This is a genomic window from Streptomyces sp. NPDC018019 (genome assembly GCF_044327805.1).
Taxonomy (GTDB): Bacteria; Actinomycetota; Actinomycetes; order Streptomycetales; family Streptomycetaceae; genus Streptomyces.
The window spans coordinates 105338-130087 of the sequence record NZ_JBIRGD010000017.1 but is presented as its reverse complement, the minus strand read 5'-3'; the positions used below and the strand labels follow the sequence as shown (position 1 = coordinate 130087).

21 protein-coding genes are annotated in these 24750 nt (G+C 74.5%); 12 read left to right on the top strand and 9 right to left on the bottom strand.

Features of this window, described 5'->3' with window-relative positions:
• The first annotated feature begins 36 nt into the window (after positions 1-36).
• The 6 genes from ACH4FX_RS26625 to ACH4FX_RS26600 all read left to right on the top strand — a co-directional run bounded on the left by ACH4FX_RS26625 (position 37) and on the right by ACH4FX_RS26600 (position 7382).
• On the top strand, positions 37-1548 hold the full coding sequence (locus ACH4FX_RS26625) for a CitMHS family transporter (protein ID WP_398482999.1): 1512 nt from the start codon (positions 37-39) through the stop codon (positions 1546-1548).
• Between the two features lie 6 nt (positions 1549-1554).
• A complete protein-coding gene (locus ACH4FX_RS26620; RefSeq protein ID WP_398482997.1) occupies positions 1555-2835 on the top strand; it encodes an MFS transporter in 1281 nt (426 codons plus the stop codon).
• Positions 2836-2901: 66 nt separating this feature from the next.
• The gene (locus ACH4FX_RS26615) at positions 2902-3672 is read left to right on the top strand and encodes a methyltransferase domain-containing protein (RefSeq protein WP_398482996.1); all 771 of its coding nucleotides are present in this window, start codon (positions 2902-2904) and stop codon (positions 3670-3672) included.
• A 466-nt stretch (positions 3673-4138) separates the two neighbouring features.
• A complete protein-coding gene (locus tag ACH4FX_RS26610; protein ID WP_398482995.1) occupies positions 4139-5557 on the top strand; it encodes an aldehyde dehydrogenase family protein in 1419 nt (472 codons plus the stop codon).
• A 126-nt stretch (positions 5558-5683) separates the two neighbouring features.
• Positions 5684-6766, top strand: a complete 1083-nt coding sequence (locus ACH4FX_RS26605) for a Zn-dependent alcohol dehydrogenase (protein ID WP_398482994.1) — start codon at positions 5684-5686, stop codon at positions 6764-6766.
• Positions 6767-6908: 142 nt separating this feature from the next.
• Positions 6909-7382 (top strand): hypothetical protein, encoded by a 474-nt coding sequence (locus ACH4FX_RS26600; protein WP_398482992.1) that lies wholly within the window; start codon positions 6909-6911, stop codon positions 7380-7382.
• A 40-nt stretch (positions 7383-7422) separates the two neighbouring features.
• Here ACH4FX_RS26600 and ACH4FX_RS26595 read toward each other — a convergent pair whose 3' ends face one another.
• Together ACH4FX_RS26595 and ACH4FX_RS26590 are read right to left on the bottom strand one after the other, a co-directional pair.
• Positions 7423-8415 carry an urea transporter gene (locus tag ACH4FX_RS26595; protein WP_398482990.1) on the bottom strand — a complete coding sequence of 331 codons (993 nt, stop codon included), beginning with the start codon at positions 8413-8415 and terminating at the stop codon, positions 7423-7425.
• A gap of 83 nt (positions 8416-8498) precedes the next feature.
• Complete coding sequence (locus ACH4FX_RS26590) at positions 8499-9146, bottom strand: TetR/AcrR family transcriptional regulator (RefSeq protein ID WP_398482988.1); 648 nt, start codon at positions 9144-9146, stop codon at positions 8499-8501.
• Between the two features lie 104 nt (positions 9147-9250).
• On the opposite strand from ACH4FX_RS26590, the gene ACH4FX_RS26585 reads away from it, so the two are divergent.
• The 4 genes from ACH4FX_RS26585 (at position 9251) to soxR (ending at position 12461) form a co-directional block, all read left to right on the top strand.
• Positions 9251-10402 carry an acyl-CoA dehydrogenase family protein gene (locus ACH4FX_RS26585; protein ID WP_398482986.1) on the top strand — a complete coding sequence of 384 codons (1152 nt, stop codon included), beginning with the start codon at positions 9251-9253 and terminating at the stop codon, positions 10400-10402.
• 155 nt (positions 10403-10557) lie between these two features.
• Positions 10558-11187: a TetR/AcrR family transcriptional regulator gene (locus ACH4FX_RS26580; protein WP_398482984.1), complete on the top strand. Its 630-nt coding sequence runs from the start codon at positions 10558-10560 to the stop codon at positions 11185-11187.
• Between the two features lie 141 nt (positions 11188-11328).
• Positions 11329-11790, top strand: a complete 462-nt coding sequence (locus ACH4FX_RS26575) for a MaoC family dehydratase (protein WP_398482982.1) — start codon at positions 11329-11331, stop codon at positions 11788-11790.
• 74 nt (positions 11791-11864) lie between these two features.
• Positions 11865-12461 carry a redox-sensitive transcriptional activator SoxR gene (gene soxR / locus ACH4FX_RS26570; RefSeq protein WP_398482981.1) on the top strand — a complete coding sequence of 199 codons (597 nt, stop codon included), beginning with the start codon at positions 11865-11867 and terminating at the stop codon, positions 12459-12461.
• A 46-nt stretch (positions 12462-12507) separates the two neighbouring features.
• Here the strand turns inward: soxR and ACH4FX_RS26565 are convergent, their stop codons facing one another.
• The 7 genes from ACH4FX_RS26565 to ACH4FX_RS26535 form a co-directional block, all read right to left on the bottom strand.
• On the bottom strand, positions 12508-13950 hold the full coding sequence (locus tag ACH4FX_RS26565; RefSeq protein WP_398482979.1) for an amidase: 1443 nt from the start codon (positions 13948-13950) through the stop codon (positions 12508-12510).
• Positions 13951-14116: 166 nt separating this feature from the next.
• The gene (locus ACH4FX_RS26560; RefSeq protein WP_398482977.1) at positions 14117-15496 is read right to left on the bottom strand and encodes an OFA family MFS transporter; all 1380 of its coding nucleotides are present in this window, start codon (positions 15494-15496) and stop codon (positions 14117-14119) included.
• Between the two features lie 123 nt (positions 15497-15619).
• Positions 15620-16237, bottom strand: coding sequence for a hypothetical protein (locus ACH4FX_RS26555; protein ID WP_398482975.1), 618 nt, complete (start codon positions 16235-16237; stop codon positions 15620-15622).
• Positions 16238-16581: 344 nt separating this feature from the next.
• The gene (locus ACH4FX_RS26550; protein WP_398482973.1) at positions 16582-17907 is read right to left on the bottom strand and encodes a serine-threonine protein kinase; all 1326 of its coding nucleotides are present in this window, start codon (positions 17905-17907) and stop codon (positions 16582-16584) included.
• Positions 17908-18108: 201 nt separating this feature from the next.
• Positions 18109-19473, bottom strand: a complete 1365-nt coding sequence (locus ACH4FX_RS26545) for an MFS transporter (RefSeq protein WP_398482972.1) — start codon at positions 19471-19473, stop codon at positions 18109-18111.
• A 92-nt stretch (positions 19474-19565) separates the two neighbouring features.
• Positions 19566-20585: a methyltransferase gene (locus ACH4FX_RS26540; RefSeq protein ID WP_398482970.1), complete on the bottom strand. Its 1020-nt coding sequence runs from the start codon at positions 20583-20585 to the stop codon at positions 19566-19568.
• A 116-nt stretch (positions 20586-20701) separates the two neighbouring features.
• Complete coding sequence (locus ACH4FX_RS26535) at positions 20702-22024, bottom strand: exo-beta-N-acetylmuramidase NamZ domain-containing protein (protein WP_398482968.1); 1323 nt, start codon at positions 22022-22024, stop codon at positions 20702-20704.
• 248 nt (positions 22025-22272) lie between these two features.
• Between ACH4FX_RS26535 and ACH4FX_RS26530 the strand changes: the two genes are divergently transcribed.
• Both ACH4FX_RS26530 and ACH4FX_RS26525 read left to right on the top strand, forming a co-directional pair.
• Positions 22273-23079: an SDR family oxidoreductase gene (locus ACH4FX_RS26530; RefSeq protein ID WP_398482967.1), complete on the top strand. Its 807-nt coding sequence runs from the start codon at positions 22273-22275 to the stop codon at positions 23077-23079.
• Positions 23076-24731 (top strand): class I adenylate-forming enzyme family protein, encoded by a 1656-nt coding sequence (locus ACH4FX_RS26525; protein ID WP_398482965.1) that lies wholly within the window; start codon positions 23076-23078, stop codon positions 24729-24731. The genes ACH4FX_RS26530 and ACH4FX_RS26525 overlap by 4 nt, the downstream gene beginning before the upstream one ends.
• Positions 24732-24750 lie beyond the last annotated feature (19 nt).

Here is a 24750-nt window from a genome sequence, read left to right as displayed (position 1 = left end):
CCCGGGCGGTGTTCAAGGGCGAACGTGAGGTACCCCATGCTGACAATCCTCGGATTCGTCATGATCGCCACCTTCCTGGTGCTGATCATGACGAAGAAGATGTCGCCGATGGCAGCGCTCATCCTGATCCCCGCGCTCTTCTGCGTCCTGGTGGGCAAGGGGGCGCACCTGGGCGCGTACGTCCTCAAGGGCGTGGGCGACCTGGCGCCGACCGCCGCGATGCTGATGTTCGCCATCATCTACTTCGGGGTGATGATCGACGTCGGGCTGTTCGACCCGGTCGTCCGGGGCATCCTGCGGTTCTGCAAGGCGGACCCGGTGCGGGTCGTGGTCGGCACCGCGCTGCTCGCCGCCATCGTCTCGCTGGACGGCGACGGCTCCACCACCTTCATGATCACGGTGTCCGCGCTCTACCCGCTCTACCGGCGGCTGAAGATGAGCCTGGTCGTCATGACGGGCGTCGCCGCCACCGCCAACGGCGTGATGAACACGGTGCCCTGGGGCGGCCCGACCGCCCGCGCCGCCACCGCCCTCAAGCTGGACGCCGGCGACATCTTCGTCCCCATGGTCCCGGCGCTGGCCACCGGCCTGGTCGCGGTCTTCCTGCTCGCGTACGTCCTGGGGCGCCGGGAGCGCAAGCGGCTGGGACTGCTCACACTCGACGAGGCCGCGGCCACGGCCGGGCGTGCGGTGCCCGGGCAGGCGACGGGCGAGCCGGTGCTCGCCGCCATGACCGGGGGCTTCGGCGCCCGCGTCCGTACGACCGTCCTGCGTACGGCAGCACTGCGTACGGCCAAGGCCCGCCCCGCGACGGCGATGGCGACGGCCGGTGCGGCGGCGGGCGGCGGCAGCGGTACGGCCCCGGACGCCGCGACCGGCGACCCGGCCCCCGGCACCGCCGACGACTTCCAGGGCCTGGACCCGCACCGGCCCACGCTGCGCCCCAAGCTCTACTGGTTCAACGCCGCGCTCACCGTCGCGCTGCTGGTCCTCCTCGTCCTCCAGACGCTGCCCATCCCGGTGCTCTTCCTCCTCGGCGCGGCCCTCGCACTGACCGTCAACTTCCCGCACATGCCGGACCAGAAGGCCCGGATCGCCGCGCACGCCGAGAACGTCCTGAACGTCTCCGGCATGGTCTTCGCCGCCGCCGTCTTCACCGGTGTGCTGACCGGCACCGGCATGGTCGAGCACATGGCCCGCTGGCTGGTCGACGGCATCCCGGACGCGCTCGGCCCGCACATGGGCATCGTCACCGGCGTGCTGAGCATTCCGCTTACGTACTTTATGTCCAACGACGGCTTCTACTTCGGCATCGTCCCGATCCTCGCCGAGGCGGGCGCCGCGCACGGCGTGGGCGCCCTGGAGATCGCCCGTGCCTCCCTCGTCGGCCAGGCCCTGCACATGTCCAGCCCGCTCGTGCCCGCCGTCTACGTCCTGGTCGGCATGGCGAAGGTGGAGTTCGGCGACCACACCCGGTTCACCGTGAAGTGGGCGGTGCTGACCTCCCTGGTCGTCCTCGCGGCCGGCCTGCTGTACGGGATCATCTGAGAGCCTGTGTCCACCGCGACGCCCGGCCGGGGCTGGCTGCTGCGGCTGGTCATCACCTTCGCCTGCGCCCAGTCGGCGGTGAGCATGGCCCGGCCCGCCGTCTCCTACCGGGCGCTGGCCCTGGGCGCCGACGAGCAGGCCATCGGCGTGATCACGGCGGTGTACGCGCTGCTGCCGGTGCTGGTGGCCGTCCCGCTCGGCCGCCGCACCGACCGCGGCCGCTGTACGCCGCTGCTCGTCGTGGGCGTCGCCCTGATCACCGGCGGCTGCGCGCTGAGCGGCGCGGCGGGCTCGCTGCCGGCGATGGCCGCCTGGAGCGGGGTGCTGGGCCTGGGCCATCTGTGCTTCGTCATCGGCGCCCAGTCGATCGTCGCGCGCCGCAGCGCCCCCGAGGAACACGACCGGAACTTCGGCCACTTCACCATCGGCGCCTCGCTCGGCCAGCTCGTCGGACCGGCCGCCGCCGGACTGCTGGTCTCCGGCCACGGCGGCGCGATGGGGCCCACCAGCGCCACCGCCCTGCTGGCCGCCGGTGCCCTGGCCGGCTTCTCCTACGCCTCCCTGTGGCGCCTGGAACAGCGGTCGCCAAAGGGCGGAGTCACGGCGCCCGGGGCCGCCCGGGTCCGTACGAAAGCGGCGGAACGGACCTCCGTACGGGCCATCCTGCGCACCCGGGGCGTCCCGGCCGGCATCTTCATGAGCCTGGCGGTGCTCTCCGCGACCGACATCCTCACCGCCTACCTGCCCGTCGTCGGGGAGGACCGGGGGATCGCACCGGCCACCGTCGGGCTGCTGCTCAGCCTGCGCGCGGCGGCCACGGTCGCCTGCCGGCTGGTCATGACGCCGATGATCCGCCTCCTCGGCCGCACCGCCCTGATGACCGTCAGCTGCGCGCTGGCGGGCCTGCTCTGCGCCGGACCGGCGCTGCCCGTGCCGGTCTGGGCGCTGGCGCCGATGCTGGCCGTGCTCGGCTTCTGCCTCGGCGTGGGCCAGCCGCTGTCCATGACCACGGTCGTCCGGGCCGCCCCGGAAGCCGCGCGCAGTACGGCGCTGGCGCTGCGGCTGACCGGCAACCGGCTGGGGCAGGTCGCGGCCCCCGCCGCGGCGGGCCTGCTGGCCGGACTGGCCGGTACGGCCGCGCCGTTCGCCATGCTCGCCGTGCTGCTCCTGGCCTCGGCGGCCACGGCCGCCCGGCCGGGACGGGCCGGCCCGCCGCCGGAGCGCGCCGGCCGTGTCCCGCGGGGCACCGGCGGCCCGCCGGCGCCGTCCCCCGCCGAACACCCCTGACCGGCCCCGGCGGCGGAACCCGCGCCACCCGGTGAAATCCGGAATGCGCCGCACTACCGTGACACCATGCCCGACCCGTCACTCGAACGGTTCTTCAACGAACTCGCGCCGACCTACGACCTGTTGTACCCGGACTGGCCGGCCGCGGTGGTCCAGCAGGGCCGCGCCCTCGACGCGTCCGTACGGAACGCGCTCGGCGACCGGCCGCACACCGTCCTCGACTGCGCCTGCGGCATCGGCACCCAGGCGATCGGCCTGGCGGCGGCCGGGCACGCCGTCACGGGGACGGACCTGAGCCCGGTCGCCGTGGCCCGGGCCACCGCCGAGGCCGCCGCCCGGGGCCTGCGCCTGCCGGTGGCCGCCGCCGACATGCGTCGGCTGCCCTTCCGCGACGCCTGGTTCGACGCGGTGGTGTGCGCCGACAACTCGCTGGCCCACCTGACCACGCCGGACGATGTGCGCCGGGCCCTCGCCGGCATGCGGCGGGTGCTGCGGCCCGGCGGACAGCTCCTGCTCGGCATGCGCGCGTACGAGGATGCCCGCCGCGAGCGCCGCGAGGTGCTGCCGCCCCGCGTCGCGCGCCTGCCGGACGGCGGCCGGGCGGTCACGCTGCAACTGTGGGAGTGGCACGACGACGGCGAGCACTACGACTTCGACCTGATCCAGCTGCTGCCGCGCGGCGGCACCTGGGAGGTGCGCAGTCGGCGGGCCACCTCCTGGGCCCTGACCAGGGAGCAGGTCAGCGGCTTCGTCACGGCCGCGGGGTTCGAACGGCTCGCGTGGCACGAGCCCGCGGACAGCGGGTACTTCCAGCCGCTGTTGACGGCTCGCTGTTGACGGCTCTGATGCAGACGGCCTGCTGCTGACGGCCACATGCCGGCGGCCACATGCCGGCGGCCGGGTGCCGGCGCCCCGCTGTCCACCGCCGGGTGCCGGGGCCCCCTTGTGACGGCCGGATGCCGACCGCCCGGTGCCGGGCGCAACGCGGCGGTTCCCGGTGACCGGCCGTCCTGCGCCCGCCGCGGGCCGGAGTCGCACCCCGCCGTCAGGGACAGGGCGAGCACGCAGGCGAACGGTACGGCGTACCGGGCGGCGGACCGGGTCGGGCAGCGCATGCGGCCGGCGTGGCGCCGCGACCGGCCATCGGACGAGACGGGTTCGCGCCGCGGTCCACGGGGGGGGGAGGTGCGGCGGCGGGTGGCCGGAGAAGGGGCTGGCGCCGGAAAACTACCACCGCTAGTTTGGGCCCGGCGGGTACCTTCGGGGCTCGCGGAACAGCAACCGGTGCGGGAGGGCGACGGACGTGAAGCAGCACGACGCCATGTACATCGACGGAAGCTGGCGGCCCGCCGCCGGGCCGGACACCATCGACGTCGTCAACCCGGCCGACGAGCAGGTGATCGCCACCGTCCCGGCCGGCACCGCCGAGGACGTGGACGCGGCGGTACGGGCCGCCCGCGCCGCGCTGCCGGGCTGGGCCCGTACCGCGCCCGCCGAACGCGCCGCCCGGCTGACCGCGCTGCGCGACCAGCTGGCCGGGCGCGCGGCGGAGATCGCCGGAACGATCACCGCGGAGCTCGGCGCGCCGCTGGCGTTCAGCAAGGCGGTGCAGGCCGCCGTCCCGGTCGCGGTGGCCGGCTCGTACGCCGAACTGGCCGCCGCCCACTGCTTCGAGGAGAAGATCGGCACCTCCACCGTCCTGCACGAGCCGGTCGGCGTCGTCGGTGCCATCACCCCCTGGAACTACCCGCTGCACCAGATCGTCGCCAAGGCCGCCCCGGCGCTCGCCGCGGGCTGCACCATGGTCCTCAAGCCCGCCGAGGCCACGCCGCTGAACGCGCAGCTCTTCGCCGAGTGCGTGGCCGCCGCGGGCGTGCCGGCCGGTGTCTTCAACCTGGTCACCGGCCGCGGCCCGGTCGCGGGGCAGGCGCTGGCCGAGCACCCGGACGTGGACCTGGTCTCCTTCACCGGCTCCACCGCCGTCGGCAAGAAGGTGGGCGCCATCGCCGGGGCCGCCGTCAAGCGCTGCGCCCTCGAACTCGGCGGCAAGTCCGCCAACGTGGTGCTGCCCAGCGGCGACCTGGGCAAGGCCGTCGGCGTCGGCATCGCCAACGTCATGGCCAACTCCGGCCAGACGTGCAGCGCCTGGACCCGGATGCTGGTCCCCGCCGACCGGTACGACGAAGCCGTGGCACTGGCCGCGGCGGCCATCGCCAAGTACGTGCCGGGCGACCCGCTGGACGGCGCCAGCCGCCTCGGCCCGGTCGTCAGCGCCGCCCAGCGCGACCGCGTCCGCGGCCACATCGAGCGCGGCATCGAGGAGGGCGCCCGGCTCGTGGCCGGCGGCCCGGAAGCGCCCGAGGGCCGGGAACGCGGCTACTACGTCCGCCCGACGCTCTTCGCCGACGTCACCCCAGGTATGTCCATCGCGCAGGAGGAGATCTTCGGCCCGGTCGTCGTGGTCCTGCCGTACGCGGACGAGGACGAGGCGGCACGGATCGCCAACGGCACGGTCTACGGCCTGGCGGGCGCGGTGTGGGCCGCCGACGAGGCCGAGGCGGTCGCCTTCGCGCGGCGCCTGGACACCGGGCAGGTGGACATCAACGGCGGGCGGTTCAACCCGCTGGCGCCGTTCGGCGGCTACAAGCAGTCCGGCATCGGCCGGGAGCTGGGCCCGCACGGTCTGACCGAGTACCTCCAGACCAAGTCCCTCCAGCTCTGAGCCCGCCGGCCACCGCCGCACCCGTACTCGTACCGCGCGGGAGGAAGCCCGGCACCGCCCGGGAGCACGCCCGTACCGACCGGGGAAGAACCCGCACCGAGCGGGAGAAAAGGGAGACACGTCCGGATGACCCGTGCCGCCGTACTGACCGCCGTGGGCGCCCCGCTGGAGGTCGCCGAGATCGAACTGCCCGGACCGGGGCCGGGGCAGGTGCGCATCCGGCTCGCGGCGGCCGGTGTCTGCCACTCCGATCTGTCCCTGTCCGACGGGACGCTGCGGCAGCCCGCGCCCGCCGTCCTCGGGCACGAGGGGGCGGGCACCGTCACCGCCGTCGGCGCGGGCGTCGACACCCTCGCCCCGGGCGACCAGGTCGTCCTGAACTGGGCGCCGTCCTGCGGCGCCTGCCACTTCTGCGGCCTGGGCGAGCCGTGGCTGTGCGCGGGCTCCGCGGCGGCCGCGAACACCCCGTACGCCAAGCTGGCCGCCGACGGCACCGACCTCTACCCGGGCCTGGGCACCGCCGTCTTCGCCGAGGAGACGGTCGTGCCGGCGCACGCGGCGCTGCCGCTGCCGCCCGGCGTCCCGCTCACCGACGCGGCGCTGCTGGGCTGCGCCGTGCTCACCGGGTGGGGCGCCGTGCACCACAGCGCACGGGTCCGGGCGGGGGAGTCGGTGGTGGTGTTCGGCGCGGGCGGTGTGGGCCTGGCCACCCTCCAGGCCGCGCGGATCGCGGGCGCGGGCCCGATCGTGGCCGTGGACGCGTCCCCGGCCAAGGAGGAACTGGCCCGCGCCGCGGGCGCCACCGCGTTCCTCGTCGCCTCCGACGACACCGCCAAGCACGTCCGCGCCCTCACCGGCGGGCACGGTGCGGACGTCGCGATCGAGTGCGTCGGCCGCGCGGAGACGATCCGGACGGCCTGGTCGTCCACCCGGCGCGGCGGCCGTACCACCGTCGTCGGCATCGGCGGCCGGGACCAGCAGGTCACCTTCTCCGCGCTGGAACTGTTCTACTTCGGCCGCACGCTGTCCGGCTGCGTCTACGGCAACAGCGATCCCGCCGCCGACCTGCCGCGCATCGCCGAACACGTACGCAGCGGGGCGCTCGACCTGTCCGGCATGGTCACCGGGCACATCGGCCTCGACGGCATCCCCGACGCGTTCCGGGCGATGCGCGAGGGCCAGGGGGGCCGCGCGCTGGTCGTCTTCTGAGCCGGGCCGCCCCGCCGGCCCGGGGCCCGTGGTCATCGGCGCCATGACCCGGGAGGTCATTGAGCCACCGCTCCGGTGACGGCATCGTCGTGGGCAGGTCGTCCCGGCCCGGCCGGGCCGCACACGGAGCGAGGAGACGTGTATGAACCCCATGAAGACGGCTGCCGGCACCGCCGCCCGCCCCGCGCCGGCGGCCGGTCCGGCCGGCTCGGACCTGCTGCGCACGGCCCTGCGGACCGACAGCTGGAGCACCGCCGCGTTCGGCGTCGTCATGCTCGCCGGCGGCAAGCCGCTCAGCGACCCCCTGGGCCTGCCGATGACCTGGTCGGTACCCTTCGGCATCGCCATGCTGGGCGGTGCCGCGGCCCTCGCCCTCATCGCCGGCTACCCGCGCGTCCCCACCGGCCCGGCCACGGCCGTCGTCGTGGGCAACGCACTGTCCTGTGTGGCGATGCTGCTGCTGACCTTCTCCGGCCTCATTCCGCTCACCGGTCTGGGCACCGCCTTCATGGTGATCGGCGCGGTGGTGGTGGCGGTGTTCGCGGACCTCCAGTACATGGGCCTGCGGCGGCACTTGCGCACGGGGCCGGACCCGGCAGCCCTGGCCCCTTCCTAGGAACGTCAGGACGAGAGCGGTCTCCGCGGGGTGAGGCCGTCTACGGCGTCGCCCCGCGGCGTCCGGTCAGTCGCGGAAACGCCGGGGCCGCCGCCAGGAAGGCGAGGGTGGTCAGGACGAACGGCCAGGTGAAGGCGTGGCCGCCGGACGGGGCGGTGAGGGCGGTCAGGGCCGGGGTCAGGGCCGTCGCGGTGGCCGCGCCCGCCAGCGCGTACGCCAGGGTCCGGCGGCCGGCCGGCAGGAACACCCCGCACAGCGCCATCGCGACCAGTACCGCGTTGTAGCCCGCCGCGCCGGAGGCGAGCTGCGCCGCCGGGACGCCCAGCGCCCAGGCGGTGCCGGTGCCGGTCAGGCTGCCCAGGCAGGCCATCGCCCCGGCCGTGCGGCTCGCGGCGAAGAGCCCGGCGAGGAAGAGCGCGCCGACGTACCACTGCGGCATGAAGAAGATCTGGGAGATGCTGGCGAACAGCCCGTGCCACAGGCCGGTGAACGACAGGCCGGACGGCGGCCCGCCCGCCTGCGGCAGGGCCGCCGGGGCCGCGCCCTGGTGCCAGACGCGCGCGAGCCCCGGCGCGCCGGTCGTGAGCGCGCTCGCCACCAGGCAGAACGGGAGGGTGAGGGTGGGCAGCCGCCAGGTGCCCAGGACGCGTGCCGCGGCGGCGGTGACGACCGTCGTCACCGCGCTGCCGCCCACCGCGAGCAGTACGGTCGACAGGTGGCCGGGGCCGAGGAAGACCGCCGAACCGACGGCCACCAGGCAGGCGTTGAACCCTTCGAGCCCTGCCGCGATCCGCTCGCGGTCCACGCCGAGCAGGTGCGCGGTGGCCGTGCCCGTCGCGGTGCCGAGCAGCCCGTAGAGGCCGTACGCCCAGCCCGCCGCGCACAGTGCCACGGAGAAGACCGCGCCGGTGACCGCGCTCGGCAGGAAGTCGACCTGGGCCTGGCCGCGCAGGACGTGGCGGACATGCCGCGCCCAGCGGCGCCGGGCCACCGGGGCGCCCCGGTCCCGTATCGCGGCGATCGGATCACGCACGTCGTCCTCCCCATCTCGCAGGCGGGGCACGCCGCCGGGTGCGTGCACCGCGCCGGGACCACCCGGGTGGATGCACCTTACAGCTACTTTTCCGGCGGCGGGCCGGCATCGGGGTGGCGCAGCGCCAGTCCGTCGACCAGCGCGAGCAGTCCGGTCTCGAACGCCCCCTCGTCGACCCGCTGCTGGTGCTCCGCGAGCAGGTGCGCCTGTCCCAGGTGCGGGTAGGCGGCCGGGTCGTACGCGCTCGGGTCGGCGACGAAGCCGCGGGCGAAGGAGCCGAGCGCGGAACCCGCGACGAAGTACCGGACCATGGCGCAGATCCGGGTCGCCTGGGCGGGCGGCCAGCCGGCCTCCACCATGCCGCCGAAGGCCGCGTCGGCCATCTTCAGTCCGGCCGGACGGCGGCCGGGCCCCTGGGCGAGGACGGGCACGATGTTCGGGTGCGCGGCGAGCGCCGCGCGGTAGGAGCGGGCCCAGGCCAGCAGCCCGGTCCGCCAGTCCGCGCCCGCGCCGAAGGCCGACACGTCCACCTCGGAGATCACCGTGTCGGCGACCGCGTCCAGGATCTCGTCCTTGGTCGTGAAGTGGTTGTACAGGGACGGCCCGCTGACGCCCAGCTCGGCGGCGAGCCGCCGGGTGGACAGGGCCGGCAGGCCCTCCGCGTCGATGAGCGCGAGCGCCGTGGTGACGATGCGCTCCCGGCTCAGCAGGGGCTTGCGGGGTCGGGCCATGCCGCACATAGTAGAGGCCGCCGCCCGAAAACTAGCAGCGGTAGTTAACGGCCGTCCGGCTCCCCGGACGGCCCGGCCGCCGTCTCCCTCCCCAAGGGGCCGTGATGAACCTGGAGCTGAGCGAGGAGCAGGCTGCCGTGCGGCAGCTCGCCAAGGACTTCGTCGACCGCGAGATCGCGCCGCACGCCGCCGCCTGGGACCGTGCCGAGCGCGTCGACCGGGCCGTGCTGAGGAAACTCGGCGAGCTGGGCTTCCTGGGCCTGACCGTCCCCGAGGAGTACGGCGGTTCCGGCGGCGACCACCTCTCCTACGCGCTGGTGACCGAGGAGCTGGGGCGCGGCGACTCCGCGGTGCGCGGCATCGTCTCCGTCTCGCTGGGCCTGGTCGCCAAGACCATCGCGGCCTGGGGCGGCGAGGACCACAAGCGCCGGTGGCTGCCGCCGCTCACCTCCGGCGAGGCCGTCGGCTGCTTCGGCCTCACCGAGCCCGGCACCGGATCGGATGCGGGCAGCCTGGCCACCCGTGCCGTACGGGACGGCGATTCCTACGTCGTCAACGGCAGCAAGATGTTCATCACCAACGGCACCTGGGCCGATGTGGTGCTGCTCTTCGCGCGCACCGGCGACGTGCCCGGGCACCGGGGCGTCAGCGCCTTCCTCGTCCCCACGGACACGCCCGGCCTGGAGCGCCGGGAGATCCACGGCAAGCTGGGGCTGCGCGGCCAGGCCACCGCCGAACTGGTCCTCCAGGACGTACGGATACCGGCGGACGCCATGCTGGCCCCGGAGGGCAAGGGGTTCTCCGTCGCGATGTCGGCGCTGGCCAAGGGCCGGATGTCGGTTGCCGCGGGCTGCGTCGGCATCGCGCAGGCCGCGCTGGACGCCGCCGTCGGGTACGCCACGGAGCGCGAGCAGTTCGGCCGCACCATCGCCCACCACCAGCTGGTGCAGGAGCTGATCACCGACATCGCCGTGGACGTGGACGCCGCGCGCCTGCTGACCTGGCGGGCCGCCGATCTGATCGACCGCGGCGAGCCGTTCGCCACCGAGGCGTCCAAGGCGAAGCTGTTCGCCTCGGAGGCCGCGGTGCGCGCCGCGAACAACGCGCTCCAGGTCTTCGGCGGCTACGGCTACATCGACGAGTACCCGGTCGGCAAACTACTGCGGGACGCCCGGGTCATGACGCTGTACGAAGGCACCAGCCAGATCCAGAAGCTGGTCATCGGGCGCGCGCTCACCGGGGTCTCGGCGTTCTGAGGCCCCGGGGCCCGCGCGGTCGTGCGACCGCGCACCGGCCCGGTCGCGTGTCCTCTCCGTACGCCCGGGCCGCCTCTAAGCGCTTGCTCACCGGCGCGGTAAGGTGTTCGGTCCGTCGCGGATGGCCCGTGGCGGTCCGAGGATCGGGGTGCGCGATGGTCACGGAGGCGGAGCGGGCGGACGGTCCGGCGGAGGACTGGGCCGACGTGTCCCCGGAGGCGGCCCGCCGCCTGGTCCGTGCCGCCGTCCAGGCGTTCGCCGAGCGCGGCTACCACGCCACCACCACCCGCGACATCGCGGGCCGGGCCGGCATGAGTCCCGCCGCGCTCTACATCCACTACAAGACCAAGGAAGAGCTGCTCTACCGGATCAGCGGCATCGGCCACGAGAAGGCCCTGCGGATCATGGAGGAGGCGGCCGGTGCCGACGGCGGCCCCACCGAACGGCTCGGCGCCGCCGTCCGCGCCTTCGCGCGCTGGCACGCCCGGCACCACACCACCGCCCGGGTCATCCAGTACGAGCTCCAGGCGCTGAGCGAGGAGCACTACGCCGAGATCGCCGCCCTGCGGCGGCGTACCGACCGCTCGCTGCGCGGCATCCTCCAGGACGGCGTGGACGCGGGGGAGTTCACCGTCGGCGACGTGCCGGGCACCACGCTCGCGGTGCTGTCGCTGTGCGTGGACGTGGCCCGCTGGTTCTCCGCGGAGGGCGCCCGTACGCCCGAGGAGGTGGGCGACCTGTACGCCGGCCTCGTGCTGCGGATGGTCGGCGCGCGGCAGCCGTGAGGGCGCCGGGGGCGAGCCCCGGGGTGCGACGGGCGGTGCCGGGCGGGCATTGACAGGCGGCGGACCGCTGAGCATGCTGAGCAAGCGCTTAGTCGATGACGTCACGGTCCGCGTCCGCGCGACCTGAGGAGGCATACGGACATGGCACAGCCCCGGGTGTTCGGCTCGCTCGACGAGCTGCGGAACGCGGTCGGCGAGGACCTCGGCACCAGCGACTGGCTGGAGATCGACCAGAAGCGGATCGACCTGTTCGCCGAGGCCACCGGCGACCACCAGTGGATACACGTCGATCCGGAGCGGGCCGCGGGCGGACCGTTCGGCACCACCATCGCGCACGGCTACCTGACGCTGGCGCTGCTGCCCGCCCTCGTCCCGCAGCTGCTGCGGGTCGACAACGTTCAGATGGGCCTCAACTACGGCGTCAACAAGGTCCGCTTCCCCGCCCCCGTCCCGGTCGGCTCCCGGCTGCGCGCCACCGCCCGGATCGCGGAGGTGACCGAGGTGTCCGGCGGTGTGCAGCTCGCGACGACGGTGACGGTCGAGCGCGAGGGCGGCGAGAAGCCGGTGTGTGTGGCCGAGACGCTCAGCCGCTTCTACTTGTGACGTGCCCCGGCGCCCGCCCGGGGCCGGGCACATCCCCGCAGCCCATCGGGCATGGCCACGGATAGGGTTGTGGTGTGCCTCAGCTTCCTTACAAGGTCCACGAGCTCACGGTCGGCCAGCTCTCCGCGCGGAGCGGCGCGGCGGTGTCCGCCCTGCACTTCTACGAGTCCAAGGGACTGATCAGCAGCACCCGTACGGCCGGCAACCAGCGCCGCTACACCCGCGACGCGCTGCGCCGGGTCGCCTTCGTGCGCGCCGCCCAGCGGGTCGGCATCCCGCTCGCCGTGATCCGCGACGCGCTCGCCGAACTGCCCGACGAGCGCACCCCCAACCGGGAGGACTGGGCCCGGCTCTCCGAAGTCTGGCGCGCAGAGCTGGACGAGCGCATCACCCAGCTCGTCGAGCTGCGCGACCGGCTGACCGACTGCATCGGCTGCGGCTGCCTCTCCCTCCAGAAGTGCGCGTTGTCCAACCCGTACGACGAACTCGGCGAGCAGGGGGCGGGCGCGCTGCGGCTGCGCGTGGACCGGGCCGCCGGACCGCCCCGGACGCGCGGCGGCGCGCCGGAGGCCGGTCCGCGGAAGGACCGTGGGGCCGGCAGTCGCGAGGACGGCAAGGAAGAACCCGGTACGGCCGACGCGCGGGACGGGGACCGCTGCGCGCGCCGCTGACGCTCGGAGCCGGTGTCTGCTCCCCGGCCGGGTCGGACACCGGCGCTCACCACACCGCGGGCTTGCGGCCGGCCCACGGGCGGGCCTGCTCCAGCTGCGCCGACAGCGCGATGAGCGTCGCGTCCTCCCCGTAGCGCCCGCCCAGCATGACGCCGATCGGCAGCCCCGCCGCGTTCCAGTGCAGCGGTACGCTCACCGCCGGCTGGCCGGTGGCGTTGTACAGCGGGGTGAACGGGGTGAAGGCCCCGACCGCGGCGAACTCGGCCCGCGGGTCCGCGTCGTCGCGCAACTCGCCCACCCGCGGCGGCGGTTGCGCGACCGTCGGGGACAGCACCACGTCGAACCCGCCGTCCCGCGGCATCACACCGTCGGCGATCAGCTGCCCCAGCATCCGGAACGCGTAGAGCGACCGGGCGTACTCGGCCGCCGTGACCTCCGCGCCGCGCCCGCGCAGGTAGCGGGTCAGCGGCAGCAGCTCCGCCTCGCGCTCCGGCGGCAGCGGGCGGCTTGCGGCGATCACCGACCAGACGCGGGCGAAGGCGTGGCGGGAAGTGTCGTCGGCGGGCAGGGACAGCTCCTCCACCTCGTGGCCGAGGTCCGCGAGGAGCGCGGCCGCCTCCGCGGCGGCGGCCCGGCAGTCCGGGTGCACCTCGATGTCGGGGAAGGGCGCCTCGGCCAGCCAGCCGATGCGCAGCCGTCCCGGGACGCGCCGGGCGTACGCCGCGTACGTCTCACCGGGCGGCAAAGCGGGCGCCGCGTACGGGTCGCCGGGCATCGGTCCGGCCATCGCGTCCAGCAGCGCGGCCGCGTCCGCGACCGTACGGGCCAGCGGGCCCGACGTGGCGAGGCCGGTGACGTCGTGGAGCACCGGGCCGGAGCTGATCAGGCCACGGCTCGGCTTGATGCCGTACAGCCCGCAGAGCGCGGCGGGGATGCGGACCGAGCCGCCGCCGTCGCTGCCGTGCGCCACCGGGGCCAGCCCGCCGGCCACCGCGGCGGCGGCCCCGCCGCTCGAACCGCCCGCCGAACGCTCCAGGTCCCACGGGGTGCGGGCGGGCGGCGCGAGGAGGTTCTCCGTGTAGCAGGGCAAACCGAATTCGGGGGTGTTGGTCTTGCCGAGCAGGATCGTGCCGGCGCGGCGCAGTTTCGCGGCGACGTGGTCGTCCACCTGGGGCACCTGGTCGGCGAAGGCCCGCGAGCCCATCGTGCAGCGCACGCCGGCGACCTGGGTGAGGTCCTTGACCGGCACGGGGACGCCGTACAGCGGCGGCAGCCCCCGGCCGTCCCGGCGCGCGGCGGCGGCCCCGTCCTCCGCCGCGGTCGCCTGCTTGAGGGCGATCTCCGGGGTACGGGTGAGGTACGCGCCGAGCGTGCCGTCCAGGGCCTCGGCGCGGGCCAGGTAGTGCTCGGTGATCTCGACGGGGGAGAGTTCACCGGTCCGCACGCCGGCGGCCTGCTCCAGGGCGGTCAGATCGTGCAGCTCGGTCATGCGGTTCCGCCTTCGGGGTTCCGGGGGCCGGTCCCGGGTGGACCGGCGGTGTTCTTTCAGCCCGTGAAGAGTTGTCTCAGTTTCAGGGCCAGTTCGTAAAGGCCGTAGCCGAACGGCAGGCCGACCCACAGCCAGGCCACGACGAGCAGTGCGGTGCGGCGGGCGGTCACGGGGCGGCTCCCTTCGGGGCGGCGGGGGAGGCGGTCCGGGTCCCGGCGGGCGGTGGCTCGTGGTATCGGGGATGCACCGGCCGCACCAGCTCGTTGGCGGCGAATCCGGCCACCAGCAGGCCGATCATGACGAAGAACGAGGTCGTGTACAGCGCGGGGCCGGTGTGCCCGGCGGCCCTGCGGGCGTCCGCGACGGCGTTGACGATCAGCGGCCCGAGCACGCCCGCGGTGGACCACGCCGTGAGCAGCCGCCCGTGGATCGCGCCCACCTGGTACGTGCCGAACAGGTCCGTCAGATAGGCGGGCACGGTGGCGAACCCGCCGCCGTAGAACGAGAGCAGGACCGCGGCGCACACGATGAACAGCGGCTTGGACGCATCGCCGGCCAGCGCGATCAGCAGGTACATCAGCGCGCCGGCGCCCAGGTAGAGGCGGTAGACGTGCTTGCGTCCCGCCAGGTCGGAGGTGGCCGACCAGACGATCCGGCCGAGCATGTTGGCGAGCGAGAGCAGCCCGACGAAGCCCGCGGCGGCCGACGCGCTCACCGGCGTGGAACTGCGCGCGAAGAAGTCGGCGACCATGGGGGCGGCCTTCTCCAGGATGCCGATGCCCGCCGTGACGTTCGTGCACAGCACCACCCACAGGCACCAGAACTGCGGGGTGCGCAGGGCGTTACGGGCGGAGACCTGCGCGGTGGCGACCGGCGGGCGGGAATCGGCCGTACGGCGTCCGCCGGGGGCGTCCGCGCCGTCGGACGGCAGCCGCGGTGTCCGTACCAGCAGCACGCCGAGCGTCATGAAGACGGCGTACGCCGGCCCCATCACCAGGAACGTACCGGCGATCCCGGCCGGGCCGGCGCCCAGCACCCCGAGCAGCCACGCCGACCACGGCGAGGCGATCAGGGCGCCGCCGCCGAAACCCATGATGGCGATGCCGGTGGCCGTGCCGGGGCGGTCCGGGAACCACTTGATCAGCGTGGAGACGGGGGAGATGTAGCCGATGCCCAGACCGACGCCGCCGATGACGCCGTAGCCGAGGACGACCAGCCAGTACTGCCGGGTGGCCGCCCCGAGCGCCGCCACCAGGAAGCCCGAGGAGAAGCAGACCGCCGAGACGGTCATCGCCCAGCGCGGGCCGTTGCGTTCGACGAGGGTGCCGCCGAAGGCCGCGGACAGCCCCAGCATGACGACGGCCAGCTGGAAGGGGAGCGCGGAGGCCGTCCCGGACAGCCCCAGCGCGGACTCCAGCGGCGGCTTGAACACACTCCAGGCGTACACCTGCCCGATGGCGAGGTGGACCGACAGCGCCGCGGGCGGTACGAGCCAGCGGCTCCAGCCCGGCGGCGCCACGGTACGGGAACGGCCGGACGCACGCATGAGGCGGAACGTACAGCGTTCATCCACCTCCGGGAAGTACGCCCTCGCCGCACCCGCACCCGCACCCGCACCCGCCCCGCACCCGCGCGCGCCCGTCGCCCCGGCGGCGCGTCCCGGCCGTGCTCAGGCCGCCACGGACAGCCGCCGCTCGCGGGACGACTGCCGCGACTGGGCCAGCGCCTCCCGGGTCAGCACCGAGAGCGGCGCCACGATCCCGCACTCCTGGCACACCGGACCGGCCATCGGGAAGCGTTCCAGGTCCGTCCGCCAGACGAACCGCTCGGTGCCGCAGACCGGGCAGCCCGATCGCGGGGTGCCCGCCTCCATGGCGTCGATCATGCTGCGCAGCACCGCGGCCAGCGGCGCCGCCGGATGCCGGTGGGGCGCTTCGCACGGCACGATGTCACAGCCGCCCCAGGTGCGCCGGTGCCAGTCGTCGAGCGCGCTGGGCTGCCGGATGCCGTCGTGCTTCTCGCGGCGCCTGCGGGCCGCGAACTCCTGCTCGTACCCGAGCCAGACGGCGCGGGCCTCCTCCAGTTCCTCCAGTGCGGCCACCAGCCGCGCCGGGTCGGGTTCGCGGTCCTGCGTCGCGATGCCCGCCCGGGTGCACAGATGATGCCAGGTCGCGCGATGCCCGTACGGGGCGAAGCGTTCGAGGCACTTGCGCAGTGCCGTACGCCGCTGGGTGGCGACGAGACGGGGATTGCGCACCTGTTCTGCGAGAGCTCTGAAACCGGCCAATTCATCCCACCTCCGTGGGGAGGACCCGACTGGACAGAGAATGGACGTAGCGGACCGCCCACCGGATCCATCGAACTGTCTTGCGGGTGTGTGGTGGCGGCACGTGCGCCGCACCGGTCGCGCCCCTCGCTCCCGGTGTCCCCCGCGGCGCCCGGCGCGCCTCGTGTGCATCACCCACCGTACATCTGTGGGGATTTGAGAAAGTTAAGGTTGCCCACCTTCCGACGGGGACGCGGTACCGGCGGCCTCCACGGAAGAGGCACCGGTGACTCCTGGTACCCACACCCCGGGCGGTCGATCCGCGCCGCCGCCGAACTTGGCGTCATCCGGTCCGGTACGGGGACCTACTTCCCGGTGATCCGGCCGGCCGCCAGCACCACCCGCGCCAGTTCCCGGTGGCAGACGTCGCTGTGCGCGCCGGCGGGCGGCGGCCCGTTGCGGACCACCGGGGACGCGTCGATGCTCACACAGCCCGTGCCGGGGACCGCGGCGCCCAGCTTCAGGCGCTGGGCGCCGTCCACGGCCTGGATGCCGTCGTGGCCGATCGCCCCCCAGCGGTCGAAGAGGTCCCGGAAGCCCGCCGAGTCGCCGGCGAGCTTGGAGGCCAGCGGGTAGAACATGCCCAGTGCCGTGTCGTGCCGCGAGAAGCAGGCGACCGTCGGGCCGTCCACCCGCTGCTGCACCCCCCTCAGCGCCCCGCCGCGGCCCGGGTCGTGCGGCAGCCGGGCGGCGAACGCGTAGTGCGAGAACGCCCCTTGCAGCAGGGTCACGGACTTCACCCCGGTGACGCCGGCGGGCATGCCGCGCAGTGCGTACGCCACCAGCCGGGCGCCGAAGCTGTGTCCGATCAGGTGGATCCGTACGCCCGGCGCGCTCTTCACCAGGGTGCCGAGCACCGGGCCCAGCCCCAGCTGGCCCACCACGCCCGCCCGCCGCTTCATCCCGTAGTAACCCGCCTGCCGCAGCAGCTCCTTCGCGCCGTTCCACAGCCGCTTCAGCCCGTCGCCGAACAGCTCCTGCTGCCCGCACTTCTCCAGCGCCGCCGTCAGGACCTCGCACACCCCGAGCGGGTCGTCGGTGAGCATCGCGGGCACACCGGCGCCCGCGTCCTCGGCCAGCCGCTCCGCCGGGCTGCCCGCGCGCACCGACACCAGCTCGCGCACGAGCCGGGCGTACTCGTCGAAGGCGGACCGGGCCCCGGGCCGTTCGGCGAGCAGCTCCTGGAGACGCCGCAGCGTCAGCTCGCGGCCGGGGTAGCACCGGGCCAGGGCGCCCAGCGTCGCGTCGTCCAGCAGCGGCGGGCCGCCCGGCGCGGCGGACGCGTCGGCCGCCGCCGGGTCGAAGTCCGGGATCGGCTCGTCCGTGAACCGCATCGCCGGCCAGATCACCCCGGCGTACCCGAGGCGCACCCCGGCCCCCACCAGGGCGGGGAACGGGGCGAAGAACCGTGCGTACAGCCGCGTGGCGATCGACCGGTCGTTGTTCCAGCCGTGCGCGAAGACCAGCAGGTCGGTGACGCGCTGCTGTGCCGCCCCGGCCGCCAGCCGGTCCCGCCGGGCGGGGTCCGGGTCGCCGTCGGCGTCGAACATCAGCTCCCAGTACGGCTGGACGCCGATGTCCCCGGCCGCCGCTGCGCCGGAGCTGCCCGAGGTGTCCGAGGTATCCGTCATGACGACCCCCTGAGCGGCGCGCCGGGCCCTTCACCGGGCCGGGATTCCGGGCCGCGCCGCGTTGTGCAGGGCATCGTCCTGCGGACGGGCGGATCCGGCCATACGCCGCGCACGGCCGATTCCCGCCGGGCAGGGGCCGGGCTTTCGGACCGCAAGCGGGGCTCCGGCCCGTACCCGGCTCGCGGCGCCGTGCCCGGGTTCTCAGCCCACCAGTTCCCGCTCCCGGGTCTCCGGCAGTGCCAGTACGCACGCCAGCGACACCACCGCCATCGCCGTCACGTACCACCCCACGGACACCGACCCGAAGGCCGCCTGCAACCGGGTCGCCACCAGCGGCGACACCGCCCCGCCCAGCACCCCGCCCAGGTTGTACGCCAGCGAGGCGCCCGAATACCGCACGGTGGTGCCGAACAGCTCCGGCAGGTACGCGCCCATCGGGCCGTACACGATCCCCATGCAGAACAGCGCGCCGCCGATCGCCACCGCGATCAGCACCGGCTGCCGGGTGTCCAGCAGCGGGAAGAGGATGACGCCCCAGACCAGCGAGGCCACCGTCCCGGCCAGCACCAGCCTGCGCCGCCCCATGCCGTCCGAGCGGGTGGCGGCGAGCCAGGTGCCGGCCGCCAGGAAGAGGCAGGCGACGAGCGAGAGGGCGAGCATCGTGTTGCGGGAGATGCCGAGCGTGCCGGTGGCGTAGGCCAGGCAGTACGTCGTGGCGGTGTAGAAGAGCCCGTACGCGATGATCATGCCGCCCGCGCCGAGCAGCAGCTCGCGCGGGTGCCGGCGCAGCACGTCCAACGCCGGTACCCTGCTCGCCTCCCGCGCGTCCATCACCTTCGCGAACACCGGCGTCTCGCTGATCTTCAGACGTACGAACAGCCCCACCGCCACCAGCAGGAACGACAGCAGGAACGGCACCCGCCACCCCCACGACCGGAAGGCGCCGTCGTCCAGCGCCGCCGACAGCAGCCAGAACACCCCGGTCGCCGCGAAGAACCCGACGGGCGGGCCGAGTTGGGGAAACGCCGCATACAGGCCACGCCGCTTCTTCGGTGCGTGCTCCACCGCCAGCAGCGCGGCGCCGCCCCACTCGCCGCCCAGCCCGATCCCCTGGAGGAACCGCAGCAGGATCAGCAGCAGCGGCGCCCAGACCCCGATGGTCCCGTACCCGGGGAGCAGGCCCACCAGCGCCGTCGACAGCCCCATCAACAGCAACGAGGCCACCAGCACGGACTTCCGCCCTACCCGGTCCCCGAAATGCCCGAACACCACCGACCCGATGGGCCGCGCCGCGAATGCCACCGCGTAGGTGGAGAACGAGGCGAGCGTGGCGTTGACCGGGTCGAGGGTCGGGAAGAACGCCTGGTTGAGCACCAGGGCGGCAGCCGTCCCGTAGATGTAGAAGTCGTAGAACTCGATGGCCGTCCCGATGAAGGAGGCCACGGCCACCCGGCGGAGGCTCTCCGGGGAGGCGGGCGGAGCGGTGGCCTCCCGGCCCCGGACCGGGGCCTCCGCGGCCGGGGGGCGCTCCGCCGGGGTGGCTGCTGATGTCGCGTCACTGTGCACGAGCGGCACTGTCACGCGGGACGCCGGGCCAGTCAATAGATGGGACGGAGCGTCTTGTTGAATGAGACGGCGAGGCGCGGGCGGCGCCGCTCTCACCCCGCCACCGCCTCCACGATCGACAGCGTCGAGTCCGTCGGAATCGTGCGGGCCGGTTTCAGGCCCGCTTCGGCGAGGAGACGGTGGAAGGCCGACTCGTCGCGTTCGCGGCCGTTGAGGGAGGTCATCATCAGGACGTCCATGGTCTTGCCGGGATGGGGGGCGTTGCCCGGGGGCAGGACCGCGTCGATGGCCAGGAGGCGGCTGCCGGGGCGGGTCATGGCGGCGCGGCAGGCACGCAGGATGCGCACGCAGTCGCTGTCGTTCCAGTCGTGCAGGATGCGCTTGAGGAGGTAGACGTCGGCGCCGGCCGGTACGGCGGTGAAGAAGTCGCCGGGGGCCGACCGCCAGCGGCCGGTGAGGTCGGGGACGTCCAGGGTGTGGTGGCGGAGGACGGGTTCCTGGTCGTGGAGGATGCCGGTCAGGCCCGGGTTGCGCAGCAGGACCTGGCGCAGCAGACCGCCGCGTCCGCCGCCGACGTCCACGACCGTGCCCTCCGGGGGGAAGGCGTACGCGGCGGCGACGGGGGCGTTCTCGCTCTCGGCCAGGCCGGCCATGCCGGTGTCGAAGACGGCGCCCGCTTCCGGTACGCGTTCCAGGTGGCCGAAGTAGGGCGCGCCGAAGATCTCGTCGAAGACGGTGTGACCGGCGCGGACGGTGTCCGCGAGTCGTCCGGCCGGGCGCCAGAACGGGTCGTCGGTGAGCATGACGACGGCGTCGCGCATGGAGGACGGGGCGTCGGAGCGCAGGGAGTCGGCTGCGGGGGTGAGGTGGAAGGCGCCCGCGTCGTCCTCGCGGAAGACGTCGCGCGTCGCCAGGAGGCGCAGGGCGCGGCGCAGGTGTGCGGGGTCGGCGCCGGTGGCGGCGGCGAGTTCCTCGGCGGTGCGCGGGCCGTCGGCCAGGTGGTCGGCGACGCCGAGGAGCGCCGCCGCCCGCAGCGCGGCGGAGTGGAGGTAGGCGAGGGCGTGTTCGGTGAGCTGGACGGCGGGGGAGGGTGAATGCGGCGTGGTGGTCACGGGGGCGTGGTCCTTCCGGCCGGGAGGGGCGGGGTGTCTCCGGCTCCACCATGGCCGTACGTCCCGGGCGCCACCAGGGCACATTGCGCACATCGCGTTGCGTGCCCTGCGGGGAGCTATCGGTACCGCAGGTATTCCCGGCGCATGCGGCGGAACTCCGTCAGACCGTCCTGCCACGCCTCGGCCACCTCGTCCGCACCGGCGCCCGCGTCGATCATCGTGCGGACGTGTGGCGTGCCGGTCAGCTTGTCGATCCAGTGGTCCGGGCGCCAGGCGAAACCGGGCCAGGTCCGTTTCGCGGTGATCAGAAGGGCGATGCCGGTGCGGACCGGGTCGAAGGCTCCGCGGTCGTGGACGTGGAGCTGGACGCCGCCGATGGTCTTGCCCTGGAACTTGGAGAAGGCGGGGGTGAAGTACGCCTCGCGGAAGCGGACGCCGGGGAGACCGAGGCCGGTGGCCAGTTCGGTGGCGGCAGCGGCCCAGCGGCGGTCGATGCCGTCGGCGCCCAGCAGTTCGAAGGGGCGGGTGGTGCCGCGGCCCTCGGAGAGGTTGGTGCCTTCGAAGAGGCAGGTGCCCGGGTAGACCAGGGCGGTGTCCGGGGTGGGCATGTTGGGGCTGGGCGGGACCCACGGGAGGCCGGTCGCGTCGAAGAACGCGGACCGCCGCCAGCCTTTCATCAGGACGGTCTCCAGCTCGGCCGCCCGGCCCGCCGCGCGTGGCACGAACTCGGCGTTGAAGAGGAGGGCCAGTTCGGCCACGGTCATGCCGTGCGCGAGCGCGATCGGTTCGCGGCCCACGCCGGACGCCTGCGCGCGGTCCAGTACGGGGCCGGTCGCGGCGCGGCCCGTCACCGGGTTGGGGCGGTCGAGGACGACGAAGCGCTTGCCCGCGAGGACGGACGCGACCATGCAGTCGTACAGCGTCCAGATGTAGGTGTAGAAGCGCGCCCCGACATCCTGGATGTCGAAGACGACGGTGTCCACGCCGGACCGGGTGAAGATGTCGGCCAGCGCGCGCCCGCTCTTGCCGTATGTGTCGTGGACCGGCAGGCCGGTGGCCGGGTCCTCGTAGCTGCCCTCCGAGCCGCCCGCCTGCGCCGTGCCCCGGAAGCCGTGCTCGGGGCCGAAGACGGCGGCCAGGTCCACCCGTCCGTCGGCGTGCATGACGTCCACGATGTGGCGTACGTCCGGGGTGACGCCGGTGGGGTTGGTGACGATGCCGATCCGGCGGCCGGACAGGAGCGCGTAGCCGTCGGCGGCGAGGCGGTCGAAGCCGGTGCGGGTCCGCAGGGGGCGGGCACCCGCTCCGGGGCCCGCCGCACCGGTCGTCGGGGACCCGTCCGCCGGTCCCGCCGCAGCCGCCTCGCCCGTCATCGCCGTCGCACCCAGCACGCTCGTGACCGCCGTCGCGGCCAGCAGATTCCGTCTGGACAGGGTCATGCCTCCACCTCCGCCGTCAGGCCCGTGTCGTGCGCACGCTAACGCCCGGCGGGCCCCTGGGGAACGCGGCGGACGGCGGTCGGCGCGCCGCACGCCGGACCCGGCAGGCGCTCGGTCCCGTACCCGGCCGACGGCGCTCCGGCCCCGCCCGGACGGCGGTGCCGTGCCCTTTCGTTCCGGCATACCGACTGGTTAGTCTGCCTGGCAGCCGGGTCAGGACGAGCCAGGGGCGACCGAGGGAGACCGCAGTGGAAGCCGTACGGGACAAGACAGTCGTGGTGACCGGCGCGGGCGGCGGCATCGGTGCCGCACTGGCCCGCCGCTTCGCCGCCGAAGGGGCGCGCGTGGCGGTCAACGACCTGGACGCGGCCAAGGCCGAGGCGACCGCGCGGGAGACCGGCGCCGTGGCCGTCCCCGGGGACGCCTCCACCGTCGTGCCGGCGGCCCGCGACGCCCTCGGCGGCACGGTGGACATCTTCTGCGCCAACGCCGGGGTCGGCACCGGCGGCGGTCCCGAGGCACCGGACGCCGACTGGGAACTGGCCTGGGACGTCAACGTGATGGCGCACGTACGGGCCGCCCGGGCGCTGCTGCCCGGGTGGCTGGAGCGCGGCGCGGGCCGGTTCGTGTCCACGGTGTCCGCGGCGGGCCTGCTCACCATGGTCGGCGCGGCCCCGTACAGCGTCACCAAGCACGGCGCTTACGCCTTCGCGGAGTGGCTGGCGCTGACGTACCGGCACCGGGGCATAGCCGTGCACGCCATCTGTCCGCAGGGGGTGCGTACGGACATGCTCGCGCGCACCGGGGCCGCCGGGGAACTGGTGCTGACGCCGACGGCGATCGAGCCCGCGGCCGTGGCCGACGCGCTCTTCGCGGCCATCGAGGAGGAACGTTTTCTGGTGCTGCCGCATCCGGAGGTCGGCGAGTACTACACCGCGCGGGCGGCCGACACCGAGCGCTGGCTGGGCGGGATGAACCGCCTCCAGCGCAAGCTGGAAGACGCCGGGCGGCCGGATGCCACCGCCACCCCGGCCGGCGAGGGGGCGGTCCGATGACCTCCTACGCCGACAAGCCGTGGCTGGCCCAGCTCACCGAGGCCCAGCGTGCCCCCGTGCACCCGCACCCCTCGGCCCTGCACGCCTTCCGGGAAGCGGCCCGCCGGGTCCCGGACCGCACCGCCCTCGCCTACTTCGACGGCCGCCTGTCGTACGCCGAGGCCGACGCGCTGAGCGACGGCGTGGCCGGGCACCTGGCGGCGCGCGGCTTCCGGCCCGGCGACCGCGCGGTGGTCATGCTCCAGAACACCCCGCACTTCGTCCTCGCGCTGCTCGGCGTCTGGAAAGCGGGCGGCATCGCCGTCCCCGTCAATCCCATGTACAAGTCCGCCGAGATGACGCACGTCCTCACCGACGCCGAGGTCACCGCGGTCGTCTGCGCGGACCACACCTGGGACGCCTTCCTGCGCGTCACGGCCGCCGCCGTGCCGTCCGTACGGATCGCCCTGACCGCCTGCGAGCGGGACTTCCAGACGCGCGACGACGCGCGGGTGCTGCGCGGCGAACGGCTCGGTCCGCGTGCGGGCGCCGACGACCTGCTGGCCGCGGCCCGCGCGTACGAGGGCGAGCCGCCCGGTGCGGCGCCGCCGTCCGCCGCCGGCATCGCCCTCATCAGCTACACCTCCGGCACCAGCGGCACCCCCAAGGGCGCCACCAACACCCACGGCAACATCGCGTACAACGCCGAGCGGCAGCGCACCGGTCTCGGGCTGCCCGACGGCGCGACGTACTTCGCGCTGGCGCCGCTGTTCCACATCACCGGCATGGTCTGCGAACTGGCCGCCTGCCTCACCAACGCCGGCACCCTCGCACTGGCCCACCGCTTCGAGCCGGACGTGGTCCTGGACGCCTTCCTGGAGCACCGGCCCGCCTACACGGTCGGCCCGTCCACCGCCTACCTCGCGCTGACGGCCCGGCCCGGTGCCACCCGCGACCACTTCGCGTCCTTCTCCTCGCTCTCGTCCGGCGGCGCGCCGCTGCCGCCCGCGCTGGTCGAGACGTTCCGGGCGGACTTCGGCCCGTACCTGCACAACGGCTACGGGCTGACCGAGTGCACCGCCCCCTGCGCCAGCGTCCCGCCCGGCCGCGAGGCGCCCGTCGACCCGGCCTCCGGCACGCTTGCGGTCGGTGTGCCGGGTCCGGACACGGTCGTACGGATCATCGACGGCCAGGGGCGGGACGTGCCGTTCGGGGAACAGGGCGAGATCGCGGTGCGCGGCCCGCAGGTGGTGCCCGGCTACTGGCGCCGCCCGGACGCCACCGCCGAGGCCCTGCCGGACGGTGAACTGCGCACTGGCGACATCGGCTTCATGGACCGGGACGGCTGGCTGTACGTCGTCGACCGCAAGAAGGACATGATCAACGCGTCCGGCTTCAAGGTGTGGCCGCGGGAGGTCGAGGACGTGCTCTACGGCCATCCCGCGGTGCGCGAGGCGGCCGTGGTCGGCGTACCGGACGCCTACCGGGGCGAGTCGGTGAAGGCGTACGTGAGCCTGCGGCCCGGCCGGCACGCGGAACCGGCCGAACTGGCCGGATACTGCAAGGAACGGCTGGCCGCGTACAAGTATCCGCGGCAGGTGGAGATCCTGCCCGAACTGCCGAAGACGACCAGTGGCAAGATCCTCAGGCGGGAACTGCGCGGGCGCGGCTGACCGCACCCGCCGCGGCGCG

What these genes read in the sequence shown, in the direction of transcription:
- ACH4FX_RS26625 (WP_398482999.1), top strand. Translation starts at nt 37, where the DNA reads ATGCTGACAATCCTCGGATTCGTCATGATCGCCACCTTCCTGGTGCTG.
- ACH4FX_RS26615 (WP_398482996.1), top strand. Translation starts at nt 2,902, where the DNA reads ATGCCCGACCCGTCACTCGAACGGTTCTTCAACGAACTCGCGCCGACC.
- ACH4FX_RS26605 (WP_398482994.1), top strand. Translation starts at nt 5,684, where the DNA reads ATGACCCGTGCCGCCGTACTGACCGCCGTGGGCGCCCCGCTGGAGGTC.
- ACH4FX_RS26600 (WP_398482992.1), top strand. Translation starts at nt 6,909, where the DNA reads ATGAACCCCATGAAGACGGCTGCCGGCACCGCCGCCCGCCCCGCGCCG.
- ACH4FX_RS26590 (WP_398482988.1), bottom strand. Translation starts at nt 9,146, where the DNA reads ATGGCCCGACCCCGCAAGCCCCTGCTGAGCCGGGAGCGCATCGTCACC.
- ACH4FX_RS26585 (WP_398482986.1), top strand. Translation starts at nt 9,251, where the DNA reads ATGAACCTGGAGCTGAGCGAGGAGCAGGCTGCCGTGCGGCAGCTCGCC.
- ACH4FX_RS26580 (WP_398482984.1), top strand. Translation starts at nt 10,558, where the DNA reads ATGGTCACGGAGGCGGAGCGGGCGGACGGTCCGGCGGAGGACTGGGCC.
- ACH4FX_RS26575 (WP_398482982.1), top strand. Translation starts at nt 11,329, where the DNA reads ATGGCACAGCCCCGGGTGTTCGGCTCGCTCGACGAGCTGCGGAACGCG.
- ACH4FX_RS26565 (WP_398482979.1), bottom strand. Translation starts at nt 13,950, where the DNA reads ATGACCGAGCTGCACGATCTGACCGCCCTGGAGCAGGCCGCCGGCGTG.
- ACH4FX_RS26560 (WP_398482977.1), bottom strand. Translation starts at nt 15,496, where the DNA reads ATGCGTGCGTCCGGCCGTTCCCGTACCGTGGCGCCGCCGGGCTGGAGC.
- ACH4FX_RS26550 (WP_398482973.1), bottom strand. Translation starts at nt 17,907, where the DNA reads ATGACGGATACCTCGGACACCTCGGGCAGCTCCGGCGCAGCGGCGGCC.
- ACH4FX_RS26535 (WP_398482968.1), bottom strand. Translation starts at nt 22,024, where the DNA reads ATGACCCTGTCCAGACGGAATCTGCTGGCCGCGACGGCGGTCACGAGC.
- ACH4FX_RS26525 (WP_398482965.1), top strand. Translation starts at nt 23,076, where the DNA reads ATGACCTCCTACGCCGACAAGCCGTGGCTGGCCCAGCTCACCGAGGCC.